Origin of the sequence: Pseudooctadecabacter sp. (genome assembly GCF_965657175.1) — a bacterium.
In the GTDB taxonomy this organism is placed as follows: domain Bacteria; phylum Pseudomonadota; class Alphaproteobacteria; order Rhodobacterales; family Rhodobacteraceae; genus Octadecabacter.
Map to the genome: position 1 here is coordinate 122,249 of NZ_CBFHNH010000006.1, position 16,271 is coordinate 138,519.

Sequence of the window (16,271 nt, forward strand, 5' to 3'; positions counted from 1 at the left end):
CCTCATGAAAATATTGTTCCTCGGCGATGTCATGGGCCGCGCTGGCCGCACTGCAATCCTTGAACGGCTGCCCAAGCTGCGCGAGGCATGGCGGCTGGATTTCGTCGTCGTCAACGGCGAAAACGCCTCAAACGGGGCGGGGCTGACCGCGAAACACGCACAGGCCCTGCTGGGGGCTGGCGCCGATGCTCTGACCTTGGGCGATCATGCCTTTGACCAAAAGGACATGATCCAGTTCTGCGAGGCCGAGCCACGCATCATCCGCCCCCTGAACTTTTCCAAAGCAGCACCTGGCAAAGGTGCGCGGGTGTTCGAAGCCACGCGGGGCCGGAAGGTACTGGTGGCCCAAGTGCTGGGACAGGTGTTCATGAAACGCGCCTTTGATGATCCGTTTTCTGCCGTAGACACCGTGATGCGTGGCCACCCCATGGGCGGCGCTGTGCAGGCGTCTTTGATTGATATCCATTGCGAAGCCACGTCCGAGAAGATGGCCATGGGCCACTACTGCGACGGACGTGCGTCCATCGTTGTGGGCACCCACACCCATGTGCCGACCTCCGATACGATGATCCTGCCCGGCGGCACGGCCTTTCAGTCCGATGCGGGCATGTGTGGCGACTATAATTCCGTCATCGGCATGCAAAAGGAAGAACCCCTGCGCCGGTTCATCACCGGCATGCCTAAAGCACGGTTTGAACCAGCCATGGGGGAGGCCACGCTCAGCGGTCTATACGTCGAAACCGATGACCGCACCGGCAAAGCCACGCGGGTGGAACCGGTCCGTCAGGGCGGACGGCTGGCCCAGCACGGGCCGGACTGACACCCTCCAACGTCCTGCCGTGGCTGGCTCTCGTGACCTTCGGGGCAGGCTGGGGCGCGATGCAGCCTGCCAACAAGATCGCTGTCGAGGGCGGGTTTGAACCCTTCGGGATCATGGTCTGGCAAGGCGTTGTGACGCTGATCCTTGCGGGGGCTTTGGCCGCGCGGATGGGTCGCCCGAAGGGACGCGCGCAATGGGCCATTTGTGCGCAGGTTGCGGTTTTGGGCACGTTGATCCCGCATTTCGCCTCCTTTACGGCGGTCACCCATCTGCCCGCTGGTCTGGTCGCGATCATATTATCGACCATCCCGATTTTTGCCCTGTTGATGGGGCTGGCCTTGCGCCGCGAGGTCCTGACCACGGCACGCGCAGCGGGGCTTGGGCTGGGGTTCGTGGCCATGGTTCTGATTGCGATCTCACGCGGGGATGTAGGCAGCGGGGCGCTGTGGGCCGTGGCCGTCGGGCTGGTGGCGCCGCTGTGTTATGCGCTCAATTCCACGCTTTTGGCCGGACGCGGGATGGCGGGCCTGCATCCCTTGCAGGCCTTCGCGGGGGCTGCGGTGATCTTTCTGCCCGTGTCGGTGATGGCGGCTGCGGTCACCGGCCAGATCAAGGGCATCGGCGCAGACCTGCCCAGTTTGGCCGTGATCGCCACGGCGGTGGGCCATACAATGATTTACACCGGCTTTTTGTGGCTGGTAACGGTGGCCGGCGCGGTTTTTGCCAGTCAAACCGCCTATTTGGTCACCGGATTTGGTATTGTGTGGTCGATGGTCCTGCTGGACGAACGCTATGCGCCGGGCGTGTGGATCGCGCTTGCCCTGATGTTTTTGGGGCTGACGCTGGTGCGTCCCCTGCGGTCACGACTTGCACCGGACAACGGGGCGCGCAACACTGTGCGGGGCGCATCTCCGCGTGGGTAAGATCTGTCCAAGGGGCAAGAATGGTTGAGTATTTCGGATTGACGCAAACCGGACAGGCCCTGCTGACGCTGGGCGTGGTCGCGGTGATGTTTGTGCTTTTTGTGCGCGAAACCTATCCCACAGAGGTCGTGGCCATGGCAGGCGTGTCGATCCTGCTGGCCTCGGGCGTGCTGCCTTATGACACCGCGCTGACGGTTCTGGCGAACCCCGCACCTTGGACCATTGCCGCGATGTTTATCGTCATGGGCGCATTGGTGCGCACCGGATCGCTGGAGGCGCTGACAGGTTTGGCCGAACGCAATGCCAAGGAACGCCCCGTTCTGGCACTGGCCGCACTGATGGCCTTTGTCGTCGTGGCCTCGGCCATTGTGTCGAACACGCCTGTGGTCGTGGTGATGATCCCGATCTTTGTGCAACTGGCCAAAACCATGGGGATGAGCGCGTCAAAGCTGCTGATCCCGCTGTCCTACGGAGCGATTTTGGGGGGCACGCTGACCCTGATCGGGACCTCGACCAACCTGCTTGTTGACGGTGTGGCCCGCGCCGAAGGGCTGGAGCCGTTCACGATTTTCGAGGTCACACCGCTGGGCATTGTACTGGTCACCTGGGGGATGTTCTATTTGGGCGTCATCGCACCCCGTCTGTTGCCCGACCGTGACAGCATGGCGAACCTGTTGTCCGACCGGTCAAAAATGCGCTTTTTCACCGAGGCGGTGATCCCCCCCGACAGCAACCTGATCGGCCGTGAGGTGACAGGCGTGCAGCTGTTCAAACGCGAAGGCGTGCGATTGATCGACGTGGTGCGGGGTGATTTGTCTCTCAGGCGGAAACTGGCGGGCGTTGAATTGCAGGTGGGCGACCGCGTGGTGCTGCGCACCGCCATGACGGAGCTGTTATCCCTGCAACGCAACAAAGAACTGCGTCGCGTGGATCAGGTGTCGGCGGTGGAAACCCAAACGGTTGAGGTGTTGATTACGCCGGGCTGTAAGATGATCGGTCGGACGCTGGGTGCCTTGCGGCTGCGGCGGCGGTTCGGGGTCTATGTGCTGGCGGTGCACCGCCGCAACCAGAACATCGGGCGTCAGTTGGACGATTTGGTCGTGCGAGTAGGGGACACTCTGCTGTTGGAAGGATCGAACGAGGACATCCAGCGGTTGGCGCTGGAGATGGATTTGGTCGATGTGTCCCAGCCGTCCGCACGGGCGTTTCGCCGGTCGCAAGCGCCGATTGCCTTGTTGGCTTTGGTGGGCATCGTCGGACTTGCGGCCTTTGGCGTGGCCCCGATTTTCCTGTTGTCGGTTCTGGCGGTCACTGTCGTTTTGCTGACCCGCTGTATCGACGCGGAGGAGGCGTTTTCCTTTGTGGACGGGCGTTTGCTGGCGCTGATCTTTTCCATGCTGGCCATTGGCGCGGCCCTGCAGGCCTCGGGCGCAGTGGCGCTGATTGTTGAGGCCGTGGCACCCGGATTGGCGATGCTGCCGCCGTTTTTGATCATCTGGGCGGTCTATTTGCTCACCTCGGTGCTGACCGAAACGGTCAGCAACAATGCGGTTGCGGTCGTGGTGACGCCCATCGCCATCGGGTTGGGGCAGGCGCTGGGGCTGGACCCGCGGCCTTTGGTGGTGGCGGTGATGGTCGCGGCCTCGGCCAGTTTTGCCACGCCCATCGGGTATCAGACGAATACGTTGGTCTATGGCCCCGGTGGCTACAAGTTCAGCGACTTTATGCGGGTCGGCATCCCGCTGAACCTGAGCATCGGGATCTTGGCATCTGCGGTCATCCCCTTCATCTGGCCTCTGTGACGGACGAAAGGGCGGAGTTGAGTATTTAGGGCAAAACGAAACCTAAAGCGGCCAGAACACAAGGATCGCGGGGATCGAGACGGCAACCACGAGAATTTCAAGCGGCAGGCCCATGCGCCAATAATCCCCGAAGGAATAGCCACCCGGACCCAAGATAAGCGTGTTGTTCTTGTGCCCGATGGGCGTCAGGAACGCGCTGGAGGCGGCCACGGCCACGGCCATCAGAAACGGATCAGCGGACACGTTAAGGCTGTCGGCCATCTGGATGCCCACTGGAGCGGCCACAATGGTGGTCGCCGTGTTGTTGAGGACATCGGACAAGGTCATGGTCACCACCATCAGCACCGTCAGGATGATCCACGGGGCGAGGCCTTCGGTCAGGCCGACCAGCGCCCCTGCAATCAGTTCCGTGCCACCTGAGGTTTCGAGTGCGGCCCCCAGCGGGATCATCGACCCCAAGAGCACCACAACCGGCCATTCGATATGCGTATAGAGTTCCGACAGCGGCACGATTTTGGCCAACACATAGGCCATGACCACAAGGCCCAAGGCAATCGGCAGATAGATCAGCCCGAAACTGGCCAGCGCCACGGCCCCTGCAAACAGGCCAATGGCCAGCCAGACTTTTGAATTGGCGGTCACCGCCACGCCACGGTCCGCCAAGGGCAGACACCCCAGCCAGTCGGTGACGTCGTTGGCCGCATCATTGGGGGCCAGCAACAACAGGATATCGCCTGCCTGAATGACGGTCTTGCGCATCTGCGATTTGACCGGCTTGCCCTTGCGCGACAGGCCCATCAGCACCGTGCGTTGCCGCCATGCAAGGCCAATGGCATCCGCCGTTTTGCCGGTGATGCGTGAGGTTTCGGTGGCCACGACCTCAATGACCGTCAGGCCATCTGACGCCGCGGACAGCAACTCTTCGCGGCGGTTGTCCGTAAAGTCTAGGTTCAGCGCCGCGCGGAATTCGTCCAAAGCCTCTGGGGCTGCTTCGATGATGATGATGTCCTGCGCTTCAAGGGTTGAGTTTTGCGCCGTCCCGTAGCGGCGTTTGCCGCCCCGGATCAGGCCAAGGATAGCGACGTCGTTCTTTTCGGCGTCGTCATAAAGTTCGCGCAGTCGTTTGCCGATCAGTTTGCTGTCATCTGGCACGGTCAATTCGGCCAGATAATCGGTGTAGCTGTCGATCGTGGCCCCTGCGGATTTGCCATCGGGCGTGGGGATCAGCCGCCAGCCGATCAGCGCCACAAAGATCAGGCCTGCGAGGGCTGTGACGCCACCCACGGGCGCAAAATCAAACATGGCAAAGGGTTCGCCAAACGCCTCTTCGCGGATGGAGGCGATGATGATGTTGGGGGGCGTGCCAATGAGGGTGACCATCCCGCCTAAGATCGTTGCAAAGCTCAGCGGCATCAGGCTGAGCCCGGGCGACCGGCCTGCTTTGCGGGCAGTCTGGATGTCGACGGGCATCAGCAGCGCCAAGGCCGCAACGTTGTTCATAAACGCCGACAGAACACCGCCAATGGCGCCCATGATCGCGATATGCCCGCCCAAGGCGCGGGCGGCGTCTACCAGCGTGCGGGTGATCAGATAGACCGCACCGGACCGGACCAGCCCGGCGGAGACGACCAGCACCAGTGCGACGATGATGGTCGCAGGATGGCCAAAACCGGAAAAGGCATCTTCGGTTGGCACCACACCCAGAACGACGCCCACCAACAAAGCGCCAAAAGCCACGATGTCATAGCGGAACCGGCCCCAAAGCAGCATGGCGAAGACCAGACCGAAGAGGGTGAAAAGGATGATCTGATCTTGTGTCATAAGGGGCGGCCTTGAGGTGATGGCAATATGGGGCGTCTTGGCCCTGCCTGACAACCTGTACACATCCCCGATGGTTCCTGTCTGCATAAAATCGGTCGCAGGCTTCGATCTGGTGCGAAAACCAAAGCGCCATTGCAGGCAGGGTGGGCTGTGCCCTATAGAAGGCGCTGACAAATGCTAAGACCGAACGGGAGACGACCCATGGCAGGCCATTCAAAATGGGCAAACATCCAGCACCGCAAAGGACGTCAGGACAAGATCCGCGGTAAGCTGTTCTCAAAATTGTCGAAGGAGATCACGATTGCCGCCAAGATGGGCGATCCTGACCCGGACAAAAACCCCCGGCTGCGGTTGGCCGTCAAGGAAGCCAAGGGGCAATCCATGCCCAAGGACAACATCGAACGGGCCATCAAGAAGGCCACCGGGGGCGATGCTGAGGATTATGATGAAATCCGCTATGAAGGCTATGCATCTGGCGGGGTGGCTGTGATCGTTGAGACGATGACGGACAACAAGAACCGCACGGCGTCGACGGTCCGGTCTACGTTCTCAAAAGCTGGCGGCAATCTGGGTGAGACCGGGTCCGTCGGGTTCATGTTCGACCGTAAGGGGCAGGTGGTTTATCCGGCTTCCGTCGGGGATGCCGAAACTGTGCTTGAGGCCGCGATTATGGCCGGTGCCGAGGACGTGCAAAGCGATGAGGACAACCATGTCATCCTGTGTGCCGATACCGATCTGAACGACGTGTCCAACGCGCTTGAGGCGGATCTGGGCGAGTCGGAGTCGACCAAGCTGATCTGGCAGCCCAACATAACATCCCCCGTTGACCTTGAAGGTCTGACCAAGGTGATGAAGCTGGTGGAAGCGTTGGAAGACGATGATGACGTGCAAACTGTCACCACCAATCTGGATGCGCCCGACGACGTGATGCAAGCCTTCGCGGAAAGCGAAGAGTAAGCAGCGGGGGGCTAAATTTCGCGAAATTTAGCGCCTCCGGCGGAGGTATTTTTGAACCAGAGAGGCAGGGCGAAGCGATGATCTGGGCGTTTGCGAACGGGTTGGGGTTGTCGTTGTCGCTGATTGTGGCCGTTGGTGCGCAGAATGCCTTCGTGCTCAAGCAAGGATTGTGGCGCGAACATGTGGGGCCGTTGGTTCTGTTTTGCGCGATCTCTGACGCGATTTTGATGGCGTTGGGCGTGTTTGGCTTCGGCGCCTTGACCCAAGCGGTGCCTGCGGTGGCCCCTGTCATGCTGTGGGTTGGGGCGGCATTTGTGTTTGCTTACGGAATCCTCAGCTTTCGGCGCGCTTTTGCGGGGGGGGAGGCTTTGGACCCCACGGTTGCGCCCAAAGGATCCCTGCGCGCGGCTTTGGCGTTTTGTTTCGCGATCACGTGGTTGAACCCCCATGTTTATCTGGACACCGTGTTGTTGGTGGGATCGGTGGCGTCCAAGTTTGAAGAGGCGCGGGTCGCGTTTTGGGCTGGGGCCAGCGCCGGGTCGGCGTTGTTTTTCGTGGCACTTGGTTACGGTGCGCGGTTGCTTGCGCCGGTCATGACCAAGCCGCGTGCGTGGCAGGTTTTGGAATTCATCATCGGCGTGGTGATGGTCGTGATCGCAATCGGCTTGGTCGTCAGCGCGGTTTAAGGTTGCGTCCGGCGCGCCGTGGGCGTTGAGTGCCGCTATGCCTGCGCAAGATCGTCCCCTCATTGGTGTGTTTTGGATGGCCCTGACGGGTCTCAATTTTGTGGCCGTCACGGCCATCGTGAAACATATCGGCGGGGATGTCCCCGCCGCCCAAGGGGCCTTCTTGCGCTACCTGCTGGGGTTGGTGTTTTTGATCCCCATGATCCGGCCCATTCTGGCAGCCCATTTAAGCGCCCGTCAGATCAAACTGTTTGCCGCACGCGGGGTGGTGCACACGCTGGCGGTGATCTTGTGGTTTTATGCGATGGCGCGCATCCCGATCGCGGATGTGACGGCGATGAATTACCTGTCGCCTGTCTATGTCACACTGGGCGCTGCCCTGCTGTTGGGCGAACGCCTGCCGCCGCGTCGGTTGATCGCCGTAATCTGTGCCTTGATCGGCGCGCTGATCATTCTGCGCCCCGGCTTTCGGGAGGTCGATGCCGGCCATATCGCCATGTTGGGCACAGCTGTGGGGTTCGCCGCCGGTTACCTGATCGCCAAGCAGCTGTCGGGAGAGGTGTCTGCCGCGGTCGTTGTGGGGATGTTGTCGATCACTGTCACCATCGGCCTTGCGCCATTTGCCTATGCGGTCTGGGTGCCTGTCACCATGGGCGATCTGGGTTGGCTGTTTCTGGTCGCCTGTTTTGCGACTGCCGGACATTATTCCATGACGCTGGCCTTTGCGGCGGCCCCCTTGACGGTCACCCAACCGGTCACCTTCCTACAGCTGATCTGGGCGGTGCTGCTGGGCTACTTCGTCTTCGACGAAGGCGTTGACATCTGGGTTGTGCTGGGGGGCACTGTGATCCTCGCCTCCGTGAGCTTCATCACATGGCGTGAAGCGCGGGCCAAACGGCAGGCCACGCCCGCGTCGTTTCAGACCAAGGGATAGACTCTGGAGGGGTGAGGCCCAATATAGGGGGCATGTCGCTGCCACCGGGATTCTTGGACGAATTGCGCAACCGGCTGTCCATTGGGCAGGTCGTCGGGCGTAAAGTCATGTGGGACCAGCGCAAGTCCAACCAAGGCAAGGGCGACCTGTGGGCGCCGTGCCCGTTCCATCAGGAAAAATCCGCCAGCTTCCACGTGGATGACCGCAAAGGGTATTACTACTGCTTTGGCTGTCACGCGAAGGGTGACGCGATCTCCTTCGTTCGCGAGACTGAGAATGTGGGCTTCATGGAGGCTGTGCAGATCCTTGCAGGCGAAGCGGGCATGACCATGCCCGCCCGTGACCCGCAGGCGCAGCAAAAGGCCGATCGCCGGACCCAACTGGCCGAGGTCATGGAAATGGCCGTGCAATTCTACCGGCTTCAGCTTCAAACCGGCGCAGGCGCACAGGCGCGTGATTATCTGGCAGGGCGCGGATTGGGCGCACAGGCGTTGGAGAGGTGGGAGATCGGATTTGCCCCACCGGGTTGGCAAAACCTGTGGGATCATCTGACGGGCAAAGGCGTGGCCGAGGACCTGATTTTGGGCTGCGGTTTGTCCAAGGCCTCAAACCAGGGCAAAAAGCCCTATGACACCTTCCGCCACCGTATCATGTTCCCGATCCGCGATGCCCGTGGGCGTGCGATTGCCTTTGGCGGCCGCGCGATGGATCCCGATGACAACGCCAAGTACCTGAACTCACCCGAGACAGAGCTGTTTGATAAGGGCCGTAATCTGTTCAACCTCAAACCCGCGCGGGAGGCGGCAGGCAAAGGCCAGCCGCTGATTGTGGCCGAGGGGTATATGGATGTGATCGCCTTGTCCGAAGCTGGTTTTGAGGCTGCTGTGGCCCCCTTGGGCACTGCCGTGACCGAAAATCAGCTTCAGATGATGTGGCGGGTGTCGCCTGAGCCGGTCATCACATTGGACGGGGACACCGCGGGCCAACGGGCTGCCATGCGGGTGATTGATCTGGCGCTGCCCCTGCTTGAGGCGGGACAATCCGTGCGCTTTGCCATGATGCCCGAAGGGCAAGACCCTGATGATTTGCTCAAAGCAGCAGGCGCGCCAGCCATGCGCGAAAAGATCGAAGGGGCCATGCCCATGGTGCAGTTGCTGTGGCAACGTGAGGTCGACGGAAAGGTTTTTGACAGCCCCGAACGCAAGGCGGCGCTGGACAAGGCTCTGCGGGAAAAGATCATGCAGATCAAAGACCCGTCGATCCGCAGCCACTACGGGCAAGCCATCAAAGACATGCGGTGGGAGCTTTTTGGCACCAAGCGCGACACCTCTGGTGGTGGGGGTGCGCGCCGCACGCCGTGGTTGCCCAAAGGCGCCAAATTGCCTGCACAGGTCAGCACCAAGGCCAGCGCGCTGGCAGGGGGTGCGCTGTTGGAGGACCACCTGCGTGAGGCCGTGATCGTCGCCGTGCTTGTGCGTAATCCACTGATCTTGAATGATTTTTACAGTGCTCTTGAACGGATGCAGTGTTCCACCCCTGAAATTGATCAGCTGCGCACAGCGCTGTTGCGTCACGATGCGGATGTAAGTCTGGCCGATAAAATCATCGCAGATATCGGGGAAGAGCCCCTTGAAAGGATCATGGGCCATGCCCACGTCCGCATCACGCCAGCGGTGCGCCGCCCCGACAACGGGGACCTTGCGCGCATGTGTCTGGCCGAAGAATTTGCCAAACTCACCGCCCGTCGCGGGCACGCCCATGAGGTTGAGGACGCGATCGAAGAACTGACCTCTGATGTGGCCGACGAACGGCTGACCAAACGGCTGGCCCAATCGCTGGCTGCCATGAATGACGCCGGCCGACAGGACGGCGACGACCGCGCGGAATATGACACCGGGGACAACGGTGCGCGCATCAGCAAAGACGAACGAAGCGCATTTGATGCACTTTTAGACCGAATCAGCTTTGCCAAAGGGGGGGGCGGGCACTAGGTCCTCCCATAGCCGCATCGCAACAGCCTAGAAAAACAAGATATCCGGGCATTGCGAATCACTCACATGCTTGGTTGATTCGATCAAAGTCCGAATCAACCGAATCAGGTTAGACCGAATCACCCGGCGCCTGAAACGAAGGGAACGCAGATGGCCGCTAAGGATAACACCGACCAGCAGGACGCCGATGGGGATATGTCCCTCGACATGAGCCAGGCAGCTGTGAAGAAAATGATCATGGAAGCGCGTGAGCGCGGCACGATCACCTACGACCAGTTGAACAAAGTTTTGCCGCCCGATCAGGTGTCCTCCGACCAGATCGAAGACGTGATGAGCATGCTTAATGAAATGGGCATTCAGGTCACCGAAGAAGAAGAGAGCGAAGAGGTCGACGACGACGGCAAGGGCAAAGAAGTCGCCACCGTGTCCGGCGGCCGTGAGGTCACGTTGGGCGGGGCCGAGGCCGAGAAGCTGGACCGCACCGACGATCCGGTGCGCATGTATCTGCGCGAAATGGGGTCCGTTGAATTGCTGTCGCGTGAAGGCGAAATCGCCATCGCGAAACGCATTGAGGCTGGCCGCAACACGATGATTTTGGGGCTTTGCGAAAGCCCGCTGACCTTCCAGGCGATTACGATCTGGCGCGACGAATTGCTGTCCGAGGACATCCTTCTGCGCGACGTCATCGACCTTGAAACCACCTTCGGCAATCAGCTGGGTGACGACGACGAAGAAGAAAGCGTCGTTTCCACGACCACCGATGAGGGTGAGAAAAAGGAAGAAAAGCAAGAGCTTGACGCCGATGGCAACCCCATCGCCAAAGATGACGACGATGACGAGGATGACGCCGCCAACATGTCCTTGGCCGCGATGGAGGCCACGCTGAAGCCTCAGGTTCTTGAGACGTTGGATGTCATCGCGCGCGACTTCGCCAAGCTGAGCGACATGCAAGACGCCCGGATGAGTGCGACCTTGAACGAAGACGGCTCGTTTTCCGACAAGGAAGAGAAAAAGTACCAAAAGCTGCGGCAGGAAATTGTTGATCTGGTGAATTCTCTGCACCTGCACAACAACCGCATCGAAGCGCTGATTGACCAGCTTTACGGCATCAACCGCCGCATCATGCAGATCGACAGCAACATGGTGAAGCTGGCCGACCAAGCGCGCATCAACCGTCGTGAATTTGTGGATGCCTACAAGGGCCGCGAACTGGACCCCACGTGGCTTGAAGAAATGGGCGAAAAGTCCGGTCGTGGCTGGCAGATGCTGATCGAACGGTCCACCGCGAAGATCGAAGACCTGCGGGCTGAGATGGCGCAGGTTGGCCAATACGTGGGCGTCGATATCTCCGAATTCCGCCGCATTGTGCAGCAGGTCCAGAAGGGCGAAAAAGAAGCCCGTCAGGCCAAGAAAGAAATGGTTGAGGCGAACCTGCGCCTCGTGATTTCGATCGCTAAGAAATACACGAACCGCGGCCTGCAATTCCTTGATCTTATTCAAGAAGGTAACATCGGCCTGATGAAGGCCGTGGACAAATTCGAATACCGTCGCGGCTATAAATTCTCGACCTATGCCACGTGGTGGATCCGTCAGGCGATCACGCGGTCGATCGCGGATCAGGCCCGCACGATCCGTATTCCTGTCCACATGATCGAGACGATCAACAAATTGGTCCGCACCGGACGCCAGATGCTGCACGAAATCGGTCGCGAACCGACGCCGGAAGAGCTGTCCGCCAAGCTGCAAATGCCGCTTGAGAAGGTCCGCAAGGTGATGAAAATCGCCAAGGAGCCGATATCGCTGGAGACGCCGATTGGCGATGAGGAAGACAGCCAACTCGGTGATTTCATTGAGGATAAGAATGCCGTGCTGCCGCTGGACAGCGCCATTCAGGAGAACCTCAAGGAAACCACGACACGGGTTCTGGCCTCTCTCACCCCGCGTGAGGAACGTGTGCTGCGGATGCGTTTTGGTATCGGCATGAACACGGACCACACGTTGGAAGAGGTCGGTCAGCAGTTCAGCGTGACGCGCGAACGGATCCGTCAGATTGAGGCCAAAGCGCTGCGCAAGCTGAAACACCCCAGCCGGTCGCGCCGCTTGCGGTCATTCCTGGATCAGTAAACGCCTGTAAAATAACGCTTGTGTCCCCGCTATCCAGCGGGGACATTTGTTTTATGGACTGGGTGATTTCGACAAACGGGCCGGGACTGTATGAGTTCACGGATCAAGTGGCGGGGCAGGTATCGGGCACGGGCGTGTTGACGTTGTTTGTGCAACACACGTCATGTTCGCTGCTCATTCAGGAAAATGCCGACCCCGAGGTGCAGGACGATTTGCAGGCCTATTTTTCCCGCTTGGTGCCGCCGTCAGATCATCCGTCAATGTCGTACCTGCGTCACACCTATGAGGGGCCGGACGATATGCCGGCCCATATCAAGGCCGCTATGCTGCCCGTAAGCTTGTCTATTCCTGTTGTTGAGGGGCGGATGGCGCTGGGAACGTGGCAGGGAATTTACCTTTTCGAACATCGCGCGATGGCCCACCACAGGCGCGTTGTGGGGATGATACGATGACCACGCGTGAGACGGCGATGGCCTGGGTCTCAGCCGCCAATGACGGTCTGTCCCGCGATTGCGCGACGCTTTTTGACTATGCGGAGCCCGCGTGGCGCGAATACCGGTCGGCCGCGTGGTATGTGGACCGCCTGCGCGCCGAAGGTTTCACCGTGGAAGAGGGCAGCGGCGGGATGCCAACGGCCTTTTGCGCCGAATGGTTAAACGGGCCCGGGCCGGTTGTGGGCATGTATGCGGAATATGACGCCGTGCCCGGAAACTGTCAGGCAGCATCAGTCGAACAAGGCCCGCGCGCAGGGATGTCCCAATTTGCCGCAGGGCACACGGACCCCCATTCTGCGTTGGGGATCAGCGGGTTAGGTGGGCTTCTGGCCACCAAAGCTGCGATGGAACGCCATGGTATCAAGGGGGGCTTGCGCTTTACCGGTGAGCCTGCGGAAAAGGTGCGCGGGTCAAAACCCATCCATGCCGCCAAGGGGTACTACGACGGTTTGGCGGGCATGCTGTCGTTTCATCCGTTCTACATGCTGCCCCTGTGCAACACGGTCCGCTGGGACACCCACTGTGGTGCGGCCTATTCGATGATTTACCGTTTCATCTGCGATGACCCGCATCTTTTTGGCGCACAAGACGGCGCTCCGATCCCGCAAAGCCATTCCGACATTCGCGCGCCTGGTGCAAACGACGCGCTGGTCATGATGTACACACAAGGTCGCATGTTGCGCGACACGATGGCGCCCCATACGGGCGGTTGGTCGATATCGGAGGCGATCATTTCAGCCGGGCAGGCGACCGCAGACAACCTGCCCGCAGCGCTGGCAGAGCTGCAATATATGATGCGGGTGCCGACGGTCGAACTGGCCGAACGGATCACCGCGCGGCTCGATGGTTTGGCGGAAACGATCGCCCAGCAAACCGGATGTCGGGTTGATCGGCACTGGGTCTGCAAATCGCGCCCGGGGGTTCCAAACCATGTCATGGCTAATTTGGTTTGGGAGCAAATTCAAAATGTTGGCGCGCCTGTCTGGGATGATGCGGCCAAAGACATCATGCGCCAAATCCAAGCGAACTGTGGCGCCACGCCCGATGACGACCCGATTTTGCCCGCCTGCGAGGCACTGATTTCACCGCAAGAGGCGGAGGCTATCTTGCGCCGTGACCTGCCGCCCAGTCAGCTCAATTCCACGTCCGATGACTATACCGACATGACATGGCATGCGCCGACTGCGCGGTTCTATATGGCGCGGCCCGCACTTAAGGGCGGACCTTATCCCGCTTGGGCGATGAACGCATTGGGCGGAATACCCGCAACGATTGATCCGATGGTTCAGGCGGCGTCCAAGGTGCTGGCGGCATCGGCCCTGCGCCTTCTGGAAGACGCCGACGCGCGGCAAACGGCGTGGGATGAATTTGAACGGCGCAAAGATGACGCCCCGATCCCGCCTCTGTGCGATTATGATCCAGCGGTTCACTTTGCTTGGCCTGAATACATAGAAGCACCACGGGGGCGCACTTGGCATATTCCAACCTAAAGACGGCAGTTGGGGCCGCTTTCGTCGGTCTTTCTTGCACATCCTCAACCTTAGCAGCTTGCCTTGAGGCGGAAGAGACATTCATGTCCTGCCAGATAGACCAAAGCGGTCAATCCTTGCGGGTCTGTTTCACCGCTGACACGGCTTTCTACCGGTTCGGGCCGCCTAAAGGCGAACCGGACCTAGAAATCTCTCAACCTCTGGGTTTCTTGGACTACCAACCTTGGCCCGGCGTGGGCCGTTCGATTTTTGAAACCGTCGTGTTTTCGAACGAAGGCTATGATTACACCGTTTTCGCCGGTTTTGACCGGATGTTTGGGGACGAAACCGAAAAGGATCACCCCTCACCCCGCTTTGGCGGTGTAACTGTCACGCGCGGTGAAGAGGAGCTTGCCGCCCTCACCTGTTCCCGCCAAACCGTTGATTTCGCATGGGGAGAGGGCCTTTTTGAGGCGAAGCAGAACCTCGGATATGTATGGGATTTTGACAGCCGGTCTTGGATTGCACTGCCGGACTGACGTCCCAACTGTGGCCTTTGCGCTCCATGATCTTGTGGTTTGATTTGCCCACTACCCAAAACTTATCCCACCTCCTATAGTGGATGTGGATAAATGGGGCAAAAGACCCCAGAGGCAGATGACGAGGACAGACCATGCGTTGCCCCTTTTGCGGAAACGTCGACACCCAAGTGAAAGATTCCCGCCCCGCGGAAGACCACGTCGCCATCCGGCGCCGGCGGTTTTGCCCAGCCTGTGGCGGACGGTTTACGACCTATGAACGCGTGCAGCTGCGCGATCTGGTGGTGATCAAATCGAACGGTCGGAGGGAAGATTTCGACCGTGACAAGCTCGAACGCTCCGTACGGATTTCGATGCAGAAACGCCCGGTTGAACCCGAACGCGTGGATCAGATGATTTCGGGCATCGTCCGGCGTCTGGAAAGCATGGGCGAAACCGATATCGGGTCCAAACAGATCGGTGAGATCGTGATGGAGGCGCTGGCACGGATCGACACCGTCGCTTATGTTCGTTTTGCCAGCGTTTACAAGAACTTCCAGGCCGCAGATGACTTCGATAAGTTCGTAAGCGAACTGCGCCCCCCTGAAAAATCGGACGATTGAGCAGCACTTTAGACCATCGTTTTATGGGGTTGGCCCTGTCGCTCGGGCGGCGGGGCCTTGGCCGTGTTTGGCCCAACCCGAACGTGGGCTGCGTCATCGTCAAGGACGGTCGTGTCATTGGGCGCGGCTGGACAGCCGATGGCGGGCGGCCCCATGCGGAAACGCAGGCGCTGGCGCAATGCGCCGCGGTAGGGGCGACAGCCTATGTCACGCTGGAACCCTGCGCCCATACCGGCAAAACGCCCCCCTGTGCACAGGCGCTAATTGACGCAAAGGTTGCCCGCGTCGTGATCGCCGCGGATGATCCCGATCCTCGGGTTTCGGGCAAAGGCATCGCGATGTTGCGCGCCGCTGGCATTGAGGTTGAGACCGGTGTGCGCACGGCAGAAGCGGTGCGCGACATGGCTGGGTTCCTCACGCGGATGACCCAGAACCGTCCTTTCGTAACCTTGAAACTTGCCAGTTCCTTTGACGGGCGGATCGCCACCGCGACGGGCGAAAGCCAGTGGATCACGGGGCCTGACGCGCGCCGGATGGTACACGCGCAACGGGCCGCCCATGACGCGGTGCTGGTGGGTGCTGGCACCGTGCGTGCGGATGATCCGACGCTGACGGTCCGCGACATCGGCGTGACGCGGCAGCCGGTGCGCATCGTGGCCTCCCGCAAGTTGGACATCGACGCCACAGCACTACGGGCGACCCAAGATCAAGCGCCGCTGTGGCTATGCCACGGCGCTGACGCCACTGTCGCGCCATGGCAGGATGCGGGCGCCACGACGATCGCCTGCGCCGCCCGAGGCCGCCAGATCGACCCCATTGATATGATGGCGAAATTGGCGGATCTTGGGTTGACCCGCGTGTTTTGCGAAGGGGGCGGCAGCCTTGCTGCATCGCTTCTGGCCGCTGATCTGGTAGATGAGGTCGTGGGCTTCACCGCTGGTCTGATCCTCGGTGCCGAAGGCACGCCTTCGGTGGGGGCCATGGGGCTCGATCGTCTGTCCGATGCGCCGAGGTTCAAGCTGATCGAAACACGCACCATAGGGGCTGACCTGATGCACCGCTGGCAGCGGGCCTCGGCTTCATCTGGCTAGAAAAACTCCCCCCGGAGG

Annotated in this window: 14 protein-coding genes; 13 read left to right on the top strand and 1 reads right to left on the bottom strand. The window is 60.3% G+C overall.

The window, feature by feature from the left end; all coding sequences use genetic code 11:
* Positions 1–4 precede the first annotated feature (4 nt).
* From ACTG36_RS07560 to ACTG36_RS07570, 3 genes are read left to right on the top strand one after another with little or no spacing between them, the layout of a single operon-like run.
* Entirely contained in the window at positions 5–820 is an 816-nt protein-coding gene (locus ACTG36_RS07560) for a TIGR00282 family metallophosphoesterase (RefSeq protein WP_439141897.1), read from the top strand.
* A gap of 32 nt (positions 821–852) precedes the next feature.
* Entirely contained in the window at positions 853–1,743 is an 891-nt protein-coding gene (locus ACTG36_RS07565; RefSeq protein WP_439141899.1) for a DMT family transporter, read from the top strand.
* A 20-nt stretch (positions 1,744–1,763) separates the two neighbouring features.
* Positions 1,764–3,545 carry an SLC13 family permease gene (locus tag ACTG36_RS07570; RefSeq protein WP_375280415.1) on the top strand — a complete coding sequence of 594 codons (1,782 nt, stop codon included), beginning with the start codon at positions 1,764–1,766 and terminating at the stop codon, positions 3,543–3,545.
* Between the two features lie 42 nt (positions 3,546–3,587).
* On the opposite strand, the gene ACTG36_RS07575 is transcribed toward ACTG36_RS07570, so the two are convergent.
* A complete protein-coding gene (locus ACTG36_RS07575; protein ID WP_375280416.1) occupies positions 3,588–5,366 on the bottom strand; it encodes an SLC13 family permease in 1,779 nt (592 codons plus the stop codon).
* Positions 5,367–5,567: 201 nt separating this feature from the next.
* On the opposite strand from ACTG36_RS07575, the gene ACTG36_RS07580 reads away from it, so the two are divergent.
* From ACTG36_RS07580 to ribD, 10 genes are all read left to right on the top strand, one after another.
* Positions 5,568–6,323 (top strand): YebC/PmpR family DNA-binding transcriptional regulator, encoded by a 756-nt coding sequence (locus ACTG36_RS07580; protein WP_375280417.1) that lies wholly within the window; start codon positions 5,568–5,570, stop codon positions 6,321–6,323.
* A gap of 77 nt (positions 6,324–6,400) precedes the next feature.
* Positions 6,401–7,009 (top strand): LysE/ArgO family amino acid transporter, encoded by a 609-nt coding sequence (locus ACTG36_RS07585; protein ID WP_375280418.1) that lies wholly within the window; start codon positions 6,401–6,403, stop codon positions 7,007–7,009.
* 37 nt (positions 7,010–7,046) lie between these two features.
* Positions 7,047–7,943, top strand: a complete 897-nt coding sequence (locus tag ACTG36_RS07590) for a DMT family transporter (RefSeq protein WP_375280419.1) — start codon at positions 7,047–7,049, stop codon at positions 7,941–7,943.
* Between the two features lie 32 nt (positions 7,944–7,975).
* Positions 7,976–9,934, top strand: a complete 1,959-nt coding sequence (gene dnaG / locus ACTG36_RS07595; RefSeq protein ID WP_439141902.1) for a DNA primase — start codon at positions 7,976–7,978, stop codon at positions 9,932–9,934.
* 150 nt (positions 9,935–10,084) lie between these two features.
* Entirely contained in the window at positions 10,085–12,058 is a 1,974-nt protein-coding gene (gene rpoD / locus ACTG36_RS07600; RefSeq protein ID WP_375280421.1) for an RNA polymerase sigma factor RpoD, read from the top strand.
* Positions 12,059–12,111: 53 nt separating this feature from the next.
* A complete protein-coding gene (locus ACTG36_RS07605; RefSeq protein WP_375280422.1) occupies positions 12,112–12,510 on the top strand; it encodes a secondary thiamine-phosphate synthase enzyme YjbQ in 399 nt (132 codons plus the stop codon).
* Positions 12,507–14,042 carry an amidohydrolase gene (locus ACTG36_RS07610; RefSeq protein WP_375280423.1) on the top strand — a complete coding sequence of 512 codons (1,536 nt, stop codon included), beginning with the start codon at positions 12,507–12,509 and terminating at the stop codon, positions 14,040–14,042. The genes ACTG36_RS07605 and ACTG36_RS07610 overlap by 4 nt, the downstream gene beginning before the upstream one ends.
* Positions 14,043–14,125: 83 nt before the next feature.
* On the top strand, positions 14,126–14,560 hold the full coding sequence (locus ACTG36_RS07615; protein WP_375280424.1) for a hypothetical protein: 435 nt from the start codon (positions 14,126–14,128) through the stop codon (positions 14,558–14,560).
* Positions 14,561–14,694: 134 nt separating this feature from the next.
* Positions 14,695–15,162 carry a transcriptional regulator NrdR gene (gene nrdR / locus ACTG36_RS07620; protein WP_296418416.1) on the top strand — a complete coding sequence of 156 codons (468 nt, stop codon included), beginning with the start codon at positions 14,695–14,697 and terminating at the stop codon, positions 15,160–15,162.
* A gap of 23 nt (positions 15,163–15,185) precedes the next feature.
* Entirely contained in the window at positions 15,186–16,253 is a 1,068-nt protein-coding gene (ribD, locus tag ACTG36_RS07625) for a bifunctional diaminohydroxyphosphoribosylaminopyrimidine deaminase/5-amino-6-(5-phosphoribosylamino)uracil reductase RibD (RefSeq protein ID WP_375280471.1), read from the top strand.
* The last annotated feature ends 18 nt before the right edge of the window (positions 16,254–16,271 follow it).